Source organism: Mesorhizobium amorphae (assembly GCF_014843845.1).
GTDB classification, from domain to species: domain Bacteria; phylum Pseudomonadota; class Alphaproteobacteria; order Rhizobiales; family Rhizobiaceae; genus Mesorhizobium; species Mesorhizobium amorphae_A.
Map to the genome: position 1 here is coordinate 131,048 of NZ_JHQS01000013.1, position 17,015 is coordinate 148,062.

Sequence of the window (17,015 nt, forward strand, 5' to 3'; positions counted from 1 at the left end):
ACACGCCCGCGCCTTGACTCATATAATACGCCGTGTATCTTAATCATTGTCTGTTGTGAATGAAAGTGGCGACCGATGGGGCTTCATTTCACCCGTGACGAATTCGACAGCCGATTAGAGCGGTGTCGCCGTATGCTCCAAGAGCAAAGCCTCGATGGGACCCTTCTCTTTAAACAAGAGAGCATGTATTACCTCACCGGCTTCGACCGTCTCGGCTATCTCTCTTTCCAGGCTTTGTTCGTTGGAACTGACGGAACGTTGGCGCTGTTGACCAGGGCGCCGGATGCAGCATTGGGCCGGTATAATTCGATTATTTCCGACATTGACATTTGGGTCGATAGGGACGGCGTCAATCCGGCACAAGAGATTAAGCGTTTTCTTGACGCGCGGAAAATGCGCGGAAAGCGGATTGGTATCGAATACCACGCAGTCGGATTGTCAGCGCAACGTGGCAAGATGCTTGATGCCGCGCTTGAGGGATTCTGTAGTCTTCTCGACGCGTCCGCTCTTGTCGATAACTTGCGCAGGGTAAAATCCGAAGCCGAGATCGCGTATGTACGCAAAGCCGCTACGCTCGCTGAGGCGGCGGCCGTCGAAGCTAATCGGTTGTCGGTGCCGGGAGCTTTCGAAGGCGACATTTACGCCGCGATGTACGGCGCGGTAATGCGTCAGGGCGGCGATCCACCCGGTTCTGGCACTTGGGTGCTGGGAAGTGGCGAAAGGGCGCATCTCATGCGTTATCATAGTGGGCGCCGCCGTCTTGCTGAGAATGATCTCGTCACGCACGAGTTCGGCGCCGCCTATCGACGCTATCACGCTTGCCTCATGCATTGCGTGGTGATTGGCGAAGTTGATCCCCGTCACCAGGCAATGTTTGAGGCATGTCGAGACGCGCTGGAGGCCTGTGAAGAGGTGACGCAGCCGGGGGGCGTACGCTTGGAGACATATTCGACGCTAAGGCCAGCACGATGACCGCGGCCGGGTTCGGCGGAAAGTTTCTTAATGTCTGCGGTTATAGCCTTGGCGCTACTTATCCGCCGTCTTGGGCCGAAGAGCCTTTCATGTACACGGGGAACCCGCTTACCATTGAACCCGGTATGGTGCTGTTTATGCACATGATCATGTACGATCAAAGCGCCGGTCTCACGATGTCACTCGGAGAAACCGTTCTCGTGAGAGAGGGCGCATGCGAGCGCCTTACTCACGCGCCGCGACAGCTGATAACGCATTGAGCCCAAGAAAGAGATCGATAGGGAAAGAATACGTGATGCCAGGAGTCTGGCGTCATTGCGATCGAGACGATGAAGCCGACGGCCCGCAAGTCGAAACTGCTTTTGCAGTGCCCTCGGGATCTGATTAAGCGAGGTGATAACCGCGCGGAGATGATGTGGGCGTGGCGTTTGGCTGAAGTGATCGGGGCCGCGCGCCAAAGATATCGCCTCTGGATCCCGGGGGCTGAAGAGGCCTTGTCCTGTGATACCGCCGATAACCGCGTCACGTGAGTGCGAACGGCGAAGTGAAGCTGTTTGTCGTTGACTGAATGGTCAATCAGGCCTCTAACCAGGGACATAGTATGTTGCTCGAAGTAGATAGGCAGTTAGCGAAAGTCGATCACGCCGCTCACACAGAAGATTTGTCTCATCTTGAGCATGTGCGTCGGAGGCACATAGGACGCTATATCGGCGCTGCCGCGATTCTGGCGATAGCTTTGTGGATCATTCTGGCGTTCGCTCATGGGCAGGTCGAGTGGTCTGTTACAGGGCGATACCTCACGGCGCGCGCCATCCTAATCGGAGTCGGCAACACGGTCTTGCTGGCAGTGTTGGCAATGTTGTTCGGCATTGCGATAGGCGTCACCGTTGCGATCATGCGGTTTTCGGCCAATCCGATAATCAAATGGGCGGCGCTTGCTTATGTGGGCCTCTTTCGCGGCATCCCTTCATTGCTGCAGCTGCTCCTGTGGTACAATCTTGCGCTGGTGTTTCCAACGATTGGCATCCCAGGATTGTTCGAATGGCGCACCGTGGACGTGATGACGCCGTTTGTCGCGGCATTGCTGGGGTTGGGGATCAACCAGGGTGCCTATACGTCGGAAGTGATACGGGCTGGGCTGATATCCGTCGATGATGGGCAATATGAAGCCGCCAGCGCGATCGGGATGCACCGTCTCCAAGGGTTGCGCCGAATAATCTTGCCTCAAGCTATGCGTGTGATCCTGCCACCGATCGGCAACGAATTTATTGGCATGGTCAAGTGGACGTCGCTGGCCAGCGTAATCCAATTTTCCGAGGTTATGCATGCGTCAGAGACCATTTACTACGCAAACAGCAGGGTCATCGAACTGCTCTTTGTCGCGGCCTTTTGGTACCTAGCTGTTATCACGGTGCTCTCTCTTTTGCAGAGTCGAGTGGAGCGGTATTTCGCCCGTGGGGCAGGTCGTGCTGCGCAGTCGCGCTAACGGAGGCAAAGATATGAATCCCATCCTGAAAGCCATCGACGTGCGCAAGTCATATGGAACGTTCGAGGCACTTAAGGGCATCGATCTGGAGATTAACCGCAGCGAGGTTCTGTGCCTGATAGGGCCGTCCGGATCGGGGAAGAGCACGTTCTTGCGCTGCATCAACCAGCTGGAGATCATCGATGGCGGGGCTTTGTGGATCAACGGGCAGTTGGTCGGCTACCGTCGCGTAGGCCATAAGTTATACGAACTCTCGGAGCGCGAGATAGCACGGCAGCGACTTGCGACGGGCATGGTATTTCAGCGGTTCAATCTGTTTCCGAACAAGACGGCCCTGCAAAACGTTATCGAGGGTCCAACCCAGGTACTCAAACTTGGACGTAGGCAAGCCGAGGCAACAGGTCGTGAACTGCTCGACCGTGTCGGCCTCGCGCACAAATGCAACGCATACCCGATCGAGCTATCTGGCGGGCAACAACAGCGTGTAGCGATCGCTCGCGCGCTCGCGATGAACCCGACTCTCATGCTCTTTGATGAGCCCACATCTGCACTTGACCCCGAATTGGTTGGCGAGGTGCTCGCCGTGATGCGCGATCTCGCTCGCTCGGGAATGACAATGGTCGTCGTCACACACGAACTTGGCTTCGCGCGTGAAGTTGCAAGCCGAGTGTTGTTTATGGACCATGGGCTTATAGTCGAAGGTGGATCTCCAGAGCAGATTCTCAATAGCCCGACCCACGCTCGCACTCGAGAGTTCATCTCAGCAGTGCTGAGTTGAATGAGCGTTTAGTATATTATTCAAATAACAGAAAGGGGACTAACATGTTGTCGAAAATCTCAATTCGTATCGTGATGAGTGGACTTGCACTCGCAGCAATCCTGATCACCGGCACCGCGTACGCGCAGGATGAAAAGAAAACTATTAATGCAGGCACTGTTACTTATTATCCGCCGTTCGAATTCAAGGATCCAAATACTGGCGAGCTGATGGGTTTCGACAACGACCTATTCAAAGCTATGGCCAAAAAAGTGGGGGCGGAGGCCAACTTTATTGAATTCAGCTGGGCGGACCTAGCTAGCTTTGCTCCGCTTAAGACCGGACGCGTGGACTTCTACGGGGCGGGGGTGGTGGGGGACATACCGGAAAGGCGCGCAAACGGTGTAAGCTTCATCGACTATGTTTATGACCCTTACTTCTTTTTCACGCTCAGCCCGAACGCGGATCAATTCAAGAAACCGGACGCTTTGTGCGGAAAACGGGTCGCTAATTCTCGTAGTAGCACACTTATGATCACAGCGGTTAACAAATGGAGCGAGGAGAATTGTATCAAAGCGGGTAAGCCTGCTGTAGTTCAGGTTGGTACCGACAACTCACCAGAACAACAATTGATGTTGAAACAGGGGCGTGCGGATGCCGGCTTTGAAGGCGGCGGTTCACTGTCATACTCGAACAAGGCCGAGGGAAACGTATACACAACTATCGGAAAGCCCGTGACCAAGGTCATGCTTGGAATGGCTTTCCTGAACGAAAATAAGGTCCTCGGAGAAGCGCTTAAAAAGGCGCTAGACGAGCTGATAGCCGATGGCACCTATGTCCAGCTGCTGAAGAAGTGGGGGTTTCCGGATGAAAGCTCGATTGGACAGACATCGTCTATTAATGCGGGCCCGGGCGAAGTGCAGTAGGCTCAAGTTAAAGGTCTTGAGTGCTGCGACGTCAACCACCGCCTCTGCTTGGCACGAATGCGGTGGTCCCGTTCGCCTGAGTCTCGGATAGCCGCCCATCAGAGGTATGGGCTACTGTGAGGTGATTACACATGATCAATACTCCTCTTGCCCAAGGTAAACGCTGGCCCGGCTGGGTGAAGCAACGATTGGCGGTCCACGGTGCACCCGTTGGTATCTTGATGCTTGATCGCATGCCTGGACCCGGCATCCGCCCTTACATCCCCGGGGACACCGGTAATGCCACCACGTGGAGCGTCCCAGTGCGCTACAAAACGGTGTCCACCCTGAACGTCACCCGGATTTTTGGACCCGATGGCGAGGCACTGACATCGGCTGTGGTTCAGGCAGCGGCCGAGCTCGTAAGCGAGGGTGCCCAACTGATCACCAGTGGCTGCGGGTACTTGATCCGATACCAGGAAGCGGTTCGCGACGCGGTAGACGTACCCGTGTTCCTATCGAGCCTTCTCCTCGCTCCTTTCCTCGAGATGATGCTTCCCCGAGACAAGGCGCTTGGTATCATTGTCGCAAGCAAGACTGTAATGACTCAGCAGGGCCTATTGAAAGCGACCGGGCTGGGAGCCAACATCGGGCGTAGGGTGGTCGTCGCCGGACTTGAGGACACTCCCGTGTTCGCGGCCACTTTTCTCAGCGGCAAGGGTGACCTAGACGTTAGCGCCTGCGAGAAAGACTTAGTTGATACCGCCATGGCTCTACTCAACGACCGGCCGGACATCGGGATGCTGCTGCTTGAGTGCGGCAACTTGCCGCCTTACGCCGCGGCGGTCCAGCAGGCAACCGGCGGCATTCCAGTCTTCGACTTTACCTCGCTTATCGAGTTCTTCATCGGTGGGTTAATTCGTAGACCGTTCACGGGGCTCATTTAGGGTTTGGTATTCCGGCCCATTCTGGAAGGCGGCGCCGTAAACCTTCGAAATCACCTCCGGGACAGCCGCGTGATCGCCGAAGGCGCGGCGCAGGTTGTCGGAGATCTCCCCCACTGGGCGCGAGCGCGCACCGCCTCGACGGCTGCTTGGAGTATATTGCCCTTGCCGCTGGCCGCAGTCTCACCAAGCACGGCAAGGGCTGCGTCGACGCGCTTGTCTGCTGCGCTTTAGCAGGCAGCGCAGAGGCGATTTCGAGGGTGAACGGGCATGCCCAAAAGTAACGACTCAGCGATGAGTACCTCAGGCTCGAGCGCGCTTGTAGGGCAAAGATTCGCCGGTGAGCACGCCCGGCTCACCATTCGTCAGAGCGACCATCACGGCGATCAGGACCGCTTTGACGTCGTTGGCCTTGGCTCCCGATCTGCCTTCCTGGTTGGCTTGCCGAGGACCATCATCCCTGGACTGGAGTGCGCTGCTGAAGCAGCTGAACCGATTTGATTGATTCTGACGATGACTGTGGGCGCGTCAACACCACGCCATCGCGGATTTTAACTCTTCGCACCTGCACAAAAATGTGCCAAACGCGACACCCATGGTTGGTAACGTTAGGGAAGGAGCCCTCGTTGAGTGCGGTTGCCAACACCAAGGCGATCACACCGCCGGATATTCGTTCCCGGAAGGGTGGAACGCCGCTCGTCTGCCTGACGGGCTATACCACGCCGATCGCAAAGCTCGTTGATCGGCATTGTGACATTGTTCTCGTCGGCGACAGCGTCGGCATGGTGCTCCACGGCTTGCCGTCGACGCTGGGCGTGACGCTTGAGATGATGGTCATGCACGGTCAGGCCGTGCGCCGTGGCCTGGAGCTGGCGCTGATGGTCGTCGACATGCCGTTCGGCTCCTACGAAGAAGGCCCTGAGCAGGCCTTCCGCAATGCGGCTCGCGTCATGGCGGAAACCGGTTGCTCGGCGGTCAAGCTCGAAGGTGGCGAATCAATGGCGGAGACGATCCGCTTCCTGGCCGCACGCGGCGTGCCGGTCATGGGCCATGTCGGCTTGACGCCGCAGGCGGTCAATACCTTCGGCGGTTATCGCGTGCAGGGCAGAGGCGGTGATGCGGAGCGCGTAGGGGCCGACGCGCTTGCGGTGAGCGAAGCGGGGGCCTTCGCGGTGGTGCTGGAGAAGGTCCCCGAGGCGCTCGCCCGCCGGATCACAGCAGAGGTAGCGATCCCGACCATCGGTATCGGTGCCACGGCGGCCTGTGACGGGCAGATTCTCGTCGTCGACGACATGTTGGGCATCTTCGGCGATTTCCGGCCCAAATTCGTCCAGCGATATGCCGAACTCGGTGAGATCGCCGAAGCGGCAATCGCTGCCTATGCGCAGGAAGTGCGCGACCGCCGCTTTCCAGCGGCCGAGCATCTATTCGGCGATGCGCCAAGGACGGTCAATCGTGGAGAAGGAGCATGAGCATTCCGATCGCTCGAACCGTCGCCGAGTTGCGAACGGCGGTCGCCGCTTGGCGGCAGAATGGCCTGAAGGTCGCTGTCGTGCCGACTATGGGTGCGTCGCATGAAGACCATCTGAGCTTGGTGCGTGCCGCGCTCGCCAAGGCCGACAGGGTTATCGTGACGCTCTTCGTCAACCCGAAACAGTTCAACAGCGCGGCCGATCTCGCGGCCTACCCGCGCACTGAGCATGATGATGCCGCCTACGCACCAAATGCGGCGGACATGTATCCGGAAGGTTTCGCCACCACGGTGTCGGTGAGTGGGGTGAGCGATGGCCTGTGCGGCGCGTTCCGTCCCGACCGGCCATTTCGACGGCGTGGCAACCGTCGTCGCCAAGCTTTTTCTCCAGACGCGTGCTGATCTCGCCTTCTTCGGCGAGAAGGATTTCCAGCAACTGCGTCGTTCGCCGGCTCGTCCGCGATCTCGACATTCCGATCGAGATTGTAGCATGTCCAACGATACGTGAAGCCGACGGCCTAGCGATGTCGTCGCGCAATGTCAGGCTCTCGGCCGAACAGCGCTTGGCAGCGCCAAAGCTCCCCGAAGTCCTCTCCACCGCGGCCGAGCGGCTCTCGGCGGGAGTGCCGGCAGAGCTTGTGCTTGCCGAGGCCAGGCAAGCGATCCTCGCTGCCGGTTACGACGAAGTAGAGTATCTTGAGCTACGAGCAGACCATGACCTGTCGCCGCTTTCCGCCGCAGACCGACCTGCACGCCTGATCGCCGCAGCCTGGCTCGGCGGGACGCGGCTTATCGATAACGTCGGAGTTCTGCCCAAGCAGAGCAAAGGCGAACTGCTCGCGGCAGCCAATGCCGCATGATTGAACATGCCGCAAGGCTTGTACAAAGGTGCGTCGTCAAAATGATCCAGACAAATAGCCGTAGCAGTGGATATGGTCTTTCGATTGAAGGAGCGCCTCGGCAGGAAGTTCGAAGAAGAAGTGCAATTCTTCAAGGGCTGGCAGAAGGACAGGAAACTAGTGGGCGCGCTCATGCCAACGTCCGTTCATGCCGCGCGTCGTATGGCAAGCGTCATTAATCCGGCATCCGGGCTGCCGGTTCTTGAACTTGGCGCAGGAACTGGCGTCATCACCAAGGCTATCCGGGAAAAAGGCATCAAGCCGCATCAGTTGATTTCGGTCGAATATTCCAAGGATTTCTATCATCGCCTGACGCGAGTCTTTCCGGGCGTGGATTTTCGATTGGGCGATGCGTTCGCGCTGGGGAAAGTGCTTGCCGAGCGGAGCGGGGAGCAATTCGGCTGTGTGATAAGTGCGGTGCCGCTGTTGAGCTTTCCAATGGAACAGCGTGTTGGCCTGCTTGAGGATTTGCTTGCCCGTATTCCTCCCGGGAGACCTGTGATTCAGATCACCTACGGACCCTTGTCGCCGGTGATCAAAATGCCCGACCGCTATGTCGTGTCTCACTATGATTTCGTCGTCCGCAATATCCCGCCCGCACAGCTCTGGACTTACCGACGAGCAGTCCGAGGCGCGGGACACGCGGAAGACAGCGGACAGTTCGCAAAATCGTGCTGAAGGACAGGACGGTGGTCGTCACGAAATTCGCTTCGATTGCGCTTTTCTAGCCGCCACCGCTTTGCGGAGGCGGCTATGCCTTTTTAGCACGGGCAGGTGCTCACTCATCTGCTACGCACTTCGCCCTGCAGACAACAGACACCGAAGCCACCACGGCCGCGAAAATCTCGCGACGGCGTCTCCATACCAGGACCGGCCTGCCATTTTTGAGAGGTGATCCGTGCAGGTGCCTGACGCAAACCATGCCATCCCGTCCCTGACCAAATCATAGCCATCGCCCTCTTTCAGCTGCCCGGGCCTCCCGACAGCCGGATCAATGATGACGATCCCCCTGGAGAATATTCTTCTTTGAAGAGCGTGACGGTCTGCGCCGTCTTGTGGTGCCTCAGCTTGTACGATGGCCTCCTGGCCTTCCGTGCCACGCAAGCGATGAGGTTCGGTCACTCTACCGTGCAATGGCGTTCGGAAATACGACAGGCGAACCAGAATAGTCATGCTTAGGCTGAAGACTTTTCAGCGGATCGCGAAAAAAGAAAACGGCAGCCCTTCCAGTTCTTGCAAAGCGCTTGAACTCGCTTTCGTTGGAGAAGCGTCGTCGGTAGTTCAGCTCTTCCTTCAGGAGCTTCTCGAACACAAACAGCTTGCCTTTGCGCACGCTGTTTTCAAGTGATCTTCCTTTCGCCAAATGCGCCGCAGTCGCGCTGGCCAGCATGCATCCCGTCCCGCGCATCGACGTAGCCAGACGCGGTGTGTCGAAGCGGACTGGTTCGAATCGGGGTCCCGATGCATGGCCGCCCTTGACCAGCAGGGCCTGCGCTCCGGCGCTCAGCAATTCCTGGCCTTGCAACAGTGCGCCGTTCTCGTCCGTTGCCGGCTCTGAGCCAACAAGGAGCGCCAGCTCGATGAGATTGGGTGTGACGAGACGGCAAAGGGGCATCAGATCACGTTTCATGGCGGCGATGGCGCCTGCTTCCAGCAGCGGCCGGCCTGAGGTCGAGGCCAGCACCGGGTCGAGTAGTGCCGGCATCTGCGGATTTTCGCGCAGGACGCCGGCAACGGCAACGACGATGTCAGCCGTTGCCAGCATGCCGATCTTGATGGCCGCCACCTTGTTGGCATGCAGCGCAGCGCGCATCTGATCGGCCACTAGATCGGGCTGCGAAGGATGGATTTCCATGACGGCCTCGTGCGTCTGCACCGTTAGCGCGGTGACAGCCAGGCAGGTACGTATGCCGATGGAAGAGATCGTCTCGATTCCGGCGCCGCCGCTGGAATCCGATCCGCCAATGACAAGCACATGCGGTTCTCGCCTCAGCGCCATCGGTCTGTCTTTTCGATCCATTCTCGCGTGAGTGCTTCGGGGTCGTCGTTCAGCGTGATGTCGGTGACCACTGCCGCGCAGTCCGCGCCAGCCGCAAAGACACCGTCGAGCCGGTCGGGGTTGAGGCCACCAATGGCGACCAATGGAACGGGTGCGAGCCGACGCTTCCACTCGCTGATCCGCTCCAGCCCTTGCGGCGCCCATTTCATCTTTTTCAGGATGGTGGGGTAGATGGGGCCGAGCGCGATGTAGTCGGGCGCGGCAGCCATCGCCGTTTCCAGCTCGATATCATCATGTGTGCTCAGTCCGAGCCTCACGCCGGCTACCCGAATCCGCGAACGGTCGGCGGTCTGCAAATCCTCCTGGCCAAGGTGGACGAAGTCACAGCCTTCCTCGATTGCCAGGCGCCAATGGTCGTTGACGATGAGCTGGCAGTGGTGCTGGGCGCACAAGGCCTTTGCCTTGCGGATCTCCGCGCGCAACCCGGCCTCATCCATGGTCTTTATGCGAAGCTGAACCAGCTTGACGCCAAGCGGCACCAACCGTTCGATCCAGGCAGCGCTGTCGACGATCAGGTAGAAGGCATCGAGCTTCATGAAAAAACTGCCCTGCCAATTGTCGGCGTCGATGGCACGGCGATGTCGCGCGGTTCGAGCATTCCCGAGCTGTAAGCTTCACGACCGGCCTCGACAGCCTTGCCGAACGCACGCGCCATGCCGCACGCCGGCATGGATGGTGAAATAGTCGACGCCCTGTTCGGCCTGTTCGATCAGCGTGTCGCGGTAGACCTCCCAGGTCAGGTCCTCGGCGATGCCGCCGACCTTCTCGAGCGCCTGGTAAAGCGGCACCGTGCCGATCGGCACTGGCGCATTGCGCACGATCCATTCGCGGATGTTGTGGATGTTGCGTCCGGTCGACAGATCCATCACCGTGTCGGCGCCCCAGCGGATCGCCCACACCATCTTTTCCACTTCCTCGGCCATCGAAGAGGTGACTGCCGAATTGCCGATATTGGCGTTGATCTTCACCAGGAAATTGCGGCCGATGATCATCGGCTCGCTCTCGGGATGATTGATGTTGGCCGGAATTATGGCCCGTCCACGCGCCACCTCTTCGCGCACGAATTCGGGTGTGATGAAATCGGGCAGCGTCGCGCCGAAAGGCTCGCCATCGCGCTCAAGTTTGCCACGCAGAATCGCCCGTCCAAGGTTCTCGCGGATGGCGACGAACTCCATTTCGGGCGTGATGATGCCGGCGCGCGCATAGGCAAACTGGGTCACCGCCTTGCCGGCCTTGGCTCTGAGCGGGCGGTTGCGAACGGGGAATTCCGGCGTTAGGCGCTCGCCAGTCGCAAATCCGTTGTCCTCCGGCCGTACGTGACGGCCATCATGGGCCTCGACATCGCCGCGCGCCATGATCCATTCGTGGCGACGCCGGGCAAGGCCCTTATCGATGCTGGTTTCGACAGTCGGGTCGGTATAGGGCCCCGACGGATCGTAGACGGTGACGGGCGATTCGCCAGCCGTCGGATGGACGGCGATTTCGCGCATTGGCACCTTGATGTGCGGGTGGAGGACGCCGGACTTGTGGATTTTCCGAGAGGCGGGCAGCGGTCCCGTCGAGACGGCGGGGGTGAGGGCATTCATCTTGAGGCTCCTTTGCTCATGCATTGGAGACCCAGTTCTGTGCCGGAAGGATGAAAAGACGCTTTGGTCACCCTGCCGAAACAGGACCTCGGGCGTAAACTCCCGCAAAGCACTTGCACCGTCCCCTACGCCAGTATGAACTGGATCAGGTTCAACGGGTCACTGCGCCGCGAAAGCCAGCAGTATCTCAGCCCCTTGCCGGGACTCCCCTGGTGAATGCCCTAGACTAGGTTGAACGGGCCTGCGCTATCTTGTCAAGCGGGTTCGGCCCGCGGCGGTGATCGGCGACCAATCAAACCCAGCGGAAGCGCGCGCACGTATCGAGAGCAAGTCACGCCCAGAGGAGCGGCGAAGCGCCCACGATAGGCGAGCCATCATGCGGATTCGAAACCCTTTCCAGCACGGCATTTCGGGCTTGCCGAACCGACATAGCTACCGCCCAACTGGGTGAGAATGCTTTAGATGTCTGTCTTGCTCGTCATCGGCAATCCTTTCGCGTAGGCTAGACGCCACGTTTGTTCCCCCAGAGCAGAACATGAAGCTGCGGCAGTACACGCGCCTCGAACCACCTGTCACGAGTCACCTTTTCGACCAGCCATCCATGCGTTTCATCACACCGGCCATGTCGATGAATGCGTCTTTGTTACCGGGACGCGGCGGCGTGTGATTGCCGGGCTGCAGATAGACGGGTAATTGCGGGTAGCGCGCTGCGGCGTCTTTGGCATAGGCATAGTCATCATCGTCGAAGACGACGAGTTTGAGCACCATCTGCGGCTTATCCTGTGCCGCCTCGACGCAGGCGTCGAACGCGGCCCAATCTGTCGTCATTTCGCTTGAGGGCGGCTTGGGGCTGAGCATCAGCACGTCGAGATCCGCGAACCATTGCCTAGGCACCGAGCCTTGGGTTTCCAATGCAAAGCGGTAGCCCTCACCATGCCCGCGGTCGATCAGCGGTCCAAGGGGCTGGATGGCCGGATTGCCGCCCGACAGCGACACCATCACGGGCTGACCGCCGGAAAGCGCAATGACCTTTTGCCAGACCGCGTCGGGAGACATCATCTCCCAATCATGGCGGAAGCGACTGTCCACCGCATGCAGGCTGTCGCACCAGGAACAGCGATAATCGCACCCGCCCGTTCTTACGAACACCGTCGGCAAGCCGATCAGCATGCCTTCGCCCTGAATGGTCGGCCCAAAAATCTCGCTGACGCGGATTCCGGGATGCAAACGCGCACGTCATGGCCGGTATTCAGCCCAGGTTTTCGGCGTCTCGCTCACCCGCACGGCGGAGGTTTGTGGTAGCCGCACCTTGCACCAGTCGTAGAAGTGCCTGGCCAGACATTCCGCTGTGACACGGTCATGCCCCAGGACGTCGTTAAGATGCCGATGGTCGAACGTCCCATCGATGTAGTGCTTGAGCGAAGCTAGGTCTTTGTAGTCGCGCACAAAGCCATGATCGTCCAATTCGCCACCTGAAAGCTCCACTACGACGACGTAGTTGTGGCCGTGTAGACGCGCGCACTGATGATCGGCTGGCAAGGAAGTGAGCTGATGCGAGGCCGAGAAGTGGAACTCTTTGGTAATGCGGAACATCACGCGCTCCTTGTCTGGATAGCGTGGAGCCAGAAGTCTGCGTCCTCATAATCTGTCGGGTCTGCAATGCCGGCCAGATCGAATGCTTCGCGCCGTTCGACGCATGTCCCGCAGCGACCGCAATGACGTGCGCCGCCCTTGTAGCATAGTCGCCTCGAACGGCGTTCGCCCCGACGAGCTGCCCGCGACATTGACTGAAAGGGCGGGGAAGATGCCTCTGGCCAATCTTCGGGAAGAAAAAGCCCGCCGGAACGAACCGGCGGGCGAGACGGGAGGAAACGTTTTTCGCGGGCGAGTCAGGCGGCCAGGACCGCCTTGGGCTCGACCAGCTCGTAGCCGAGTGCTTCGGCGATCGCGCGATTGGTGATCTTGCCCCTGTGGACGTTGAGACCGTTGCGCAGATGGTGATCGTCAACCAGCGCCTTCAGACCGTTGTCGGCGAGCTGCAGGCCGTAATGCAACGTCGCGTTGTTGAGCGCATGCGCCGAGGTGACCGGCACTGCGCCCGGCATGTTGGCGACACAGTAGTGAATGACACCGTCGACTTCGTAGGTCGGATCGGCATGGGTGGTGGCATGCGAGGTTTCGAAGCAGCCACCCTGGTCGATGGCGACGTCGACAAGCACCGCACCCTTCTTTCATGCCTGACAGCATTTCGCGCGAAACCAGCTTGGGTGCCGCGGCACCCGGAATCAGCACCGCGCCGACGACGATGTCCGCCGAAAAACACTCTTCCTCCAGCGCCTCGACGGTCGAGTAACGGGTGTGGACGCGGCCGGCAAAGAGGTCATCGAGCTGGCGCAGGCGCGGGATCGAGCGGTCGATGATGGTGACGTCGGCGCCAAGCCCAACCGCCATCCTGGCGGCATGCAGGCCGACAACGCCGCCACCGAGCACGGTGACCTTGCCTGGCAGCACGCCAGGCACGCCGCCGAGCAGCACGCCGCGACCGCCATTGGCCTTCTGCAGCGCCGTGGCGCCGGCCTGGATCGACAGCCGTCCGGCGACTTCCGACATCGGCGCCAGCAGCGGCAGGCCGCCACGATCGTCGGTCACGGTCTCGTAGGCGATCGCCGTCACACCGGAGGCGAGCAGGCCCTTGGTCTGCTCCGGATCTGGAGCCAGGTGGAGATAGGTATAGAGAATCTGGCCGTCGCGAAGCTGCGCCCATTCGTTGGGCTGCGGCTCCTTGACCTTGACGATCATGTCCGACTTGGCGAACACGTCGGCAGCCGTCTTGGCGATCGTGGCGCCGGCGGCGCGGTAGGCATTGTCATCGGCGCCGATGCCGGCCCCGGCGCCAGTCTCGACCGGCACTTCATGGCCATGGGCGACATATTCGCGGACCGAGCCGGGTGTGAGGCCGACGCGATATTCGTGGTTCTTGATTTCCTTGGGGCAGCCGACGCGCATTGTCTTCTCCTGATCCGGCCCTTTTGGGCTCGTTCCCTGTATTGGTGGAGTGAACCACGAATCATTGCGCAAGTGTTTGCGTGGGCCTGCGCGAACAGCTCAGTTTCGATAATCGTTGCGCGAAATAGTGTGATATTCGCAGGATTCACGAAAAATGCCGCTCGACAGGATTGATATCGCCATTCTCGAGACATTGCAGAAGGATGGCTGGACATCGAACGATGCTCGCCGGATTCAGTCCGGCTTGAACCATTGCTCTGTATGACGGCTTGACAAAACGAGTGGGGCGATCGTGACGCGCTGCTGCAAGAACCACGGCTTGCTGACGATGTCGTGCTGCCCACCGGTCGCGACCTGTTTGCGGCGCAGCGATTAGATTGACTGAAGCACCGCCACTGTCGTCCAGCTGCATTTCTGCAGCTTCTCCGCGCCAGCGGTTCACAGCCGAAAAACCCGCCACGCTTGAGGGCAAGAGCGGCGGGCTTTTTGCAGAGCTACTCGAACTGAATACGCGTTCCCACTCACATTAGCTGCGGATAATTAAGGCCGCATTAACATGCGAAATTTGGGGCATCTAAATCGATCCGAATGCAAGATGCGGCGGGCTCGGAGGTTCCGGGCCGAAATCGCTGTCCCCGTCCAATCCATAAAGCGTCAGCTATCAGAAAATCTGTGCTTGACGTTACGTAAGGTCCTGTGTTTTTCGCTGTGCGGGGAACGACTTCCAGTCTCGGTCCAGGGCGACGAAAATGAGGGGCAGCAATGGTGGCTGGCGAACCAAACGACGTGCGCGTCAAACGCGCCGGTGGGGGATGGGTCGTTCATATTGTCGAGGACGGCAAACTGACAGTTCATCGGTTCAAGACACAATCTCCCGCCGAGAATTTCGCCGATGGCCAACGAGCCCGGCTCGGCCTTGCCAGCAAGCCACCGATTGACGAGCGCTAATATCTACACCGGATTTAGCGAATCCTTGGACTGCTGGTGCCTTGCCCCTTTCTCGCCGGCGCGAGAAACACATCTTCGAAGGGCCATTTCAACGCCATTTGCGGCCGTTCGGCATGTCATATTTGCGGTCATGGTTGGCACCGCTGCTGCTGCGGAAGACGACTATGTGGCCCGCTCGACACGGCCGCAAAGGTCATAAAAGCGGGGTCGTCAAGGACCCGGCCCGCGGCGCTCGAAACGCAGCATGAATTTGCAAGCCGCCACCGCAACTGACTTCCGACAGGAGTCAAACACGCAAAATTATATTGGAGCCGCGTGGCAAAGCCCTCTGTTGCGAAAGGCGCGGCGAGCCTCTCCTCAAAGCTGGGGTGACACAGATTCGTGAGGCTTAGGTCCTTTCTTCAGCGCTGGGTGAGTTGCAACGGGGAGGAGAGACTCTCTCAGATGTGCGGCGGGGTCACGCCCCGGAGACCAGGGCAGGAATGGCCAACGCCTCATTCGCCTCGTCAAGGATGGAGAAACTGTAGCGCCCGTGCGCGTCAAGTCCAACCGAGTAGCTCAGGCGGTCGAGTATGTGGTTATCCTGGTCGAACGTGACGATCCGCGGCTTCAGAGAGGTAATATGCGCTTCGTCCAGGTAGATGGAGCTGCAGACAATGATCTGGTCGTCGGGCTGGCAAGTGCGGGCAGCCGCTCCGTTTAGAATACAGCATCGTGAGCCGCGCTCGCCCAGAATGACATAGGTCGAAATCCGCGCACCGGAATTCTTGTTCCATATCTCCACGAATTCCATGGGGAGGATCCCTGCTTCTTCGCAGTGGTCAGGGTCGAGCGTTATCGAACCGTGGTAGTTGAGGTTCGCTTCGGTGACGTAGATGCCGTGCAGCTTGCCGGCGACTATTTTTCGCATTGGTCTGTTGTCCTATTCATCATGAATGACTGGTCCTGCCGCCCTCGGAGCAGCCAGTTATTCGGCTAAATTCCGACGACGAGTGCACCGCCGCTGAGACCCGCCCCTGCGGCTGCCAGGAGGATTTTCTCGCCCGGCCGAAACGGCTCCGTCTGATGGGTCAGCGACAGCGAGAGTGGGGTCGTCGCGGCGGAAGAGTTGCCATAGTCGGCAATCGTCTTGACGATTGCGCGATCGGCAATGCCGAGGCTTCGCCCGACCGCGTCGAAAATGCGCGCATTGGCCTGATGCGGCACGAACCGATCGATATCCTGCGGCTGCATTCGGGCTGCGGCTAGTGCTTCCTGCGAGCAGACAGTCATCATCTCCACGGCCTTGCTGAATACTTCGCGGCCATCTGTCATCGTCATGCGGGTTTGCCCGAGATCCAGGCCACTTTGGAACGGTACGTTGCTTCCGCCGGCGGGAATCTGGATCAGTCCGTAGCGTGAGCCGTCGGAATCCACCGAAGCGCCGAGAATGCCCTGATAGGGATCCTCGCACGGACCGATCACCAGGGCGCCGGCGGCATCGGCAAACAGCACGGCACTGGCACGCTCGGCCGGATTGATGCGACGGCTGAGGATATTGGCGGCAATGACAACGGTCGATTTGCCATGCAGGCGGGTGAATCCGTCCGCGAATATCAGCGCATAGATGAAGCCGGCACAGGCGCCGGTCAGATCGACGGCGCCGGCCCGACCGAGCCCGAGCCGATGTGCGACCAGCGGTGCGCTTGGCGGCAGAAGATGGTCGGGCGTCGAGGTGGCAAGCAACAAAAGACCGATGTCGCTTCGGTCGATGCAGGCGCCCGTCAACGCCATGTCGCCGGCTTGCGTGGCGAGGCCCGACAGCGTGTCTTCGTCCGTTGCCCAGAAGCGCGAACGAATTCCGGTACGCCGTTCGATCCAACCAGGTTCGAGCCCAAGATTGTTCTCGATCTCGGCATTCGCCACTTTGCGACCAGGCGCATGATGACCAAACCCGAGAATGCGCGACGACCTGCTCATGGTCTTGAACCGAAGCGTTCGCC

The 17,015-nt window shown here is 59.4% G+C and carries 12 protein-coding genes, 9 pseudogenes and 1 riboswitch; of the genes and pseudogenes, 9 read left to right on the plus strand and 12 right to left on the minus strand.

The annotated features are described in order from the left end of the window. Positions 1-75 precede the first annotated feature (75 nt). The 5 genes and pseudogenes from DH08_RS07145 to DH08_RS07165 all read left to right on the plus strand — a co-directional run bounded on the left by DH08_RS07145 (position 76) and on the right by DH08_RS07165 (position 5,067). A pseudogene (locus DH08_RS07145) lies at positions 76-1,232 on the plus strand (M24 family metallopeptidase). Between the two features lie 341 nt (positions 1,233-1,573). Continuing rightward, positions 1,574-2,458 carry an amino acid ABC transporter permease gene (locus tag DH08_RS07150; protein ID WP_192178651.1) on the plus strand — a complete coding sequence of 295 codons (885 nt, stop codon included), beginning with the start codon at positions 1,574-1,576 and terminating at the stop codon, positions 2,456-2,458. 13 nt (positions 2,459-2,471) lie between these two features. Then, positions 2,472-3,236, plus strand: coding sequence for an amino acid ABC transporter ATP-binding protein (locus tag DH08_RS07155; protein WP_192178652.1), 765 nt, complete (start codon positions 2,472-2,474; stop codon positions 3,234-3,236). A gap of 44 nt (positions 3,237-3,280) precedes the next feature. After that, a complete protein-coding gene (locus tag DH08_RS07160) occupies positions 3,281-4,141 on the plus strand; it encodes a transporter substrate-binding domain-containing protein (RefSeq protein ID WP_192178653.1) in 861 nt (286 codons plus the stop codon). A 131-nt stretch (positions 4,142-4,272) separates the two neighbouring features. Next, positions 4,273-5,067 carry an aspartate/glutamate racemase family protein gene (locus tag DH08_RS07165; RefSeq protein ID WP_192178654.1) on the plus strand — a complete coding sequence of 265 codons (795 nt, stop codon included), beginning with the start codon at positions 4,273-4,275 and terminating at the stop codon, positions 5,065-5,067. On the opposite strand, the pseudogene DH08_RS36130 reads toward DH08_RS07165, so the two are convergent. Then, a pseudogene (locus DH08_RS36130) lies at positions 5,065-5,282 on the minus strand (methylmalonyl-CoA mutase family protein); the annotation flags it as partial. The gene DH08_RS07165 and the pseudogene DH08_RS36130 overlap by 3 nt on opposite strands. Positions 5,283-5,690: 408 nt before the next feature. Here DH08_RS36130 and panB point away from each other — a divergent pair. From panB to pmtA, 3 genes and pseudogenes are all read left to right on the plus strand, one after another. After that, complete coding sequence (gene panB / locus DH08_RS07170) at positions 5,691-6,536, plus strand: 3-methyl-2-oxobutanoate hydroxymethyltransferase (protein WP_192178670.1); 846 nt, start codon at positions 5,691-5,693, stop codon at positions 6,534-6,536. Beyond that, positions 6,533-7,395 (plus strand): annotated as a pseudogene (panC, locus tag DH08_RS07175) (pantoate--beta-alanine ligase). Before panB ends, panC begins: the two are co-directional and overlap by 4 nt. Positions 7,396-7,467: 72 nt before the next feature. Beyond that, the gene (gene pmtA / locus DH08_RS07180) at positions 7,468-8,112 is read left to right on the plus strand and encodes a phospholipid N-methyltransferase PmtA (RefSeq protein ID WP_210328559.1); all 645 of its coding nucleotides are present in this window, start codon (positions 7,468-7,470) and stop codon (positions 8,110-8,112) included. Between the two features lie 619 nt (positions 8,113-8,731). On the opposite strand, the pseudogene DH08_RS07185 reads toward pmtA, so the two are convergent. The 9 genes and pseudogenes from DH08_RS07185 to DH08_RS07225 all read right to left on the minus strand — a co-directional run. Beyond that, positions 8,732-9,433, minus strand: a pseudogene (locus DH08_RS07185) (hydroxymethylpyrimidine/phosphomethylpyrimidine kinase); the annotation flags it as partial. Next, positions 9,424-10,029: a thiamine phosphate synthase gene (locus tag DH08_RS07190; RefSeq protein ID WP_192178657.1), complete on the minus strand. Its 606-nt coding sequence runs from the start codon at positions 10,027-10,029 to the stop codon at positions 9,424-9,426. The gene DH08_RS07190 and the pseudogene DH08_RS07185, both read right to left, overlap by 10 nt. Then, positions 10,026-10,148, minus strand: a pseudogene (locus tag DH08_RS07195) (thiazole synthase); the annotation flags it as partial. The gene DH08_RS07190 and the pseudogene DH08_RS07195, both read right to left, overlap by 4 nt. 1 nt (position 10,149) lies before the next feature. Next, positions 10,150-11,079 (minus strand): annotated as a pseudogene (locus DH08_RS07200) (phosphomethylpyrimidine synthase ThiC); the annotation flags it as partial. Positions 11,080-11,182: 103 nt separating this feature from the next. Beyond that, a riboswitch (TPP riboswitch) is annotated at positions 11,183-11,300 on the minus strand. Positions 11,301-11,581: 281 nt separating this feature from the next. Continuing rightward, positions 11,582-12,319, minus strand: a pseudogene (queE, locus tag DH08_RS07205) (7-carboxy-7-deazaguanine synthase QueE). Further along, the gene (gene queD, locus DH08_RS07210) at positions 12,316-12,672 is read right to left on the minus strand and encodes a 6-carboxytetrahydropterin synthase QueD (RefSeq protein ID WP_192178658.1); all 357 of its coding nucleotides are present in this window, start codon (positions 12,670-12,672) and stop codon (positions 12,316-12,318) included. The pseudogene queE and the gene queD overlap by 4 nt, the downstream one beginning before the upstream one ends. Beyond that, positions 12,672-12,818, minus strand: a pseudogene (locus tag DH08_RS07215) (7-cyano-7-deazaguanine synthase QueC); the annotation flags it as partial. The gene queD and the pseudogene DH08_RS07215, both read right to left, overlap by 1 nt. 150 nt (positions 12,819-12,968) lie before the next feature. Beyond that, positions 12,969-14,085, minus strand: a pseudogene (gene ald / locus DH08_RS07220) (alanine dehydrogenase). A gap of 145 nt (positions 14,086-14,230) precedes the next feature. Further along, on the minus strand, positions 14,231-14,497 hold the full coding sequence (locus DH08_RS07225) for a hypothetical protein (RefSeq protein ID WP_192178659.1): 267 nt from the start codon (positions 14,495-14,497) through the stop codon (positions 14,231-14,233). A gap of 350 nt (positions 14,498-14,847) precedes the next feature. On the opposite strand from DH08_RS07225, the gene DH08_RS07230 reads away from it, so the two are divergent. Next, positions 14,848-15,033 (plus strand): hypothetical protein, encoded by a 186-nt coding sequence (locus DH08_RS07230; RefSeq protein ID WP_192178660.1) that lies wholly within the window; start codon positions 14,848-14,850, stop codon positions 15,031-15,033. A 457-nt stretch (positions 15,034-15,490) separates the two neighbouring features. On the opposite strand, the gene panD is transcribed toward DH08_RS07230, so the two are convergent. Continuing rightward, the gene (panD, locus tag DH08_RS07235) at positions 15,491-15,943 is read right to left on the minus strand and encodes an aspartate 1-decarboxylase (protein ID WP_192178661.1); all 453 of its coding nucleotides are present in this window, start codon (positions 15,941-15,943) and stop codon (positions 15,491-15,493) included. Between the two features lie 65 nt (positions 15,944-16,008). After that, positions 16,009-16,992: a beta-ketoacyl-ACP synthase III gene (locus tag DH08_RS07240; RefSeq protein WP_192178662.1), complete on the minus strand. Its 984-nt coding sequence runs from the start codon at positions 16,990-16,992 to the stop codon at positions 16,009-16,011. Positions 16,993-17,015: the final 23 nt, after the last annotated feature.

Bases quoted from the DNA above. Each gene is read 5' to 3' on its own strand.
- DH08_RS07150 (WP_192178651.1), top strand. From the start codon at position 1,574: ATGTTGCTCGAAGTAGATAGGCAGTTAGCGAAAGTCGATCACGCCGCT.
- DH08_RS07190 (WP_192178657.1), bottom strand. From the start codon at position 10,029: ATGAAGCTCGATGCCTTCTACCTGATCGTCGACAGCGCTGCCTGGATC.
- DH08_RS07230 (WP_192178660.1), top strand. From the start codon at position 14,848: ATGGTGGCTGGCGAACCAAACGACGTGCGCGTCAAACGCGCCGGTGGG.
- pmtA (WP_210328559.1), top strand. From the start codon at position 7,468: ATGGTCTTTCGATTGAAGGAGCGCCTCGGCAGGAAGTTCGAAGAAGAA.
- DH08_RS07240 (WP_192178662.1), bottom strand. From the start codon at position 16,992: ATGAGCAGGTCGTCGCGCATTCTCGGGTTTGGTCATCATGCGCCTGGT.
- DH08_RS07165 (WP_192178654.1), top strand. From the start codon at position 4,273: ATGATCAATACTCCTCTTGCCCAAGGTAAACGCTGGCCCGGCTGGGTG.
- DH08_RS07155 (WP_192178652.1), top strand. From the start codon at position 2,472: ATGAATCCCATCCTGAAAGCCATCGACGTGCGCAAGTCATATGGAACG.
- DH08_RS07225 (WP_192178659.1), bottom strand. From the start codon at position 14,497: ATGCAGCTGGACGACAGTGGCGGTGCTTCAGTCAATCTAATCGCTGCG.
- panD (WP_192178661.1), bottom strand. From the start codon at position 15,943: ATGCGAAAAATAGTCGCCGGCAAGCTGCACGGCATCTACGTCACCGAA.
- DH08_RS07160 (WP_192178653.1), top strand. From the start codon at position 3,281: ATGTTGTCGAAAATCTCAATTCGTATCGTGATGAGTGGACTTGCACTC.
- queD (WP_192178658.1), bottom strand. From the start codon at position 12,672: ATGTTCCGCATTACCAAAGAGTTCCACTTCTCGGCCTCGCATCAGCTC.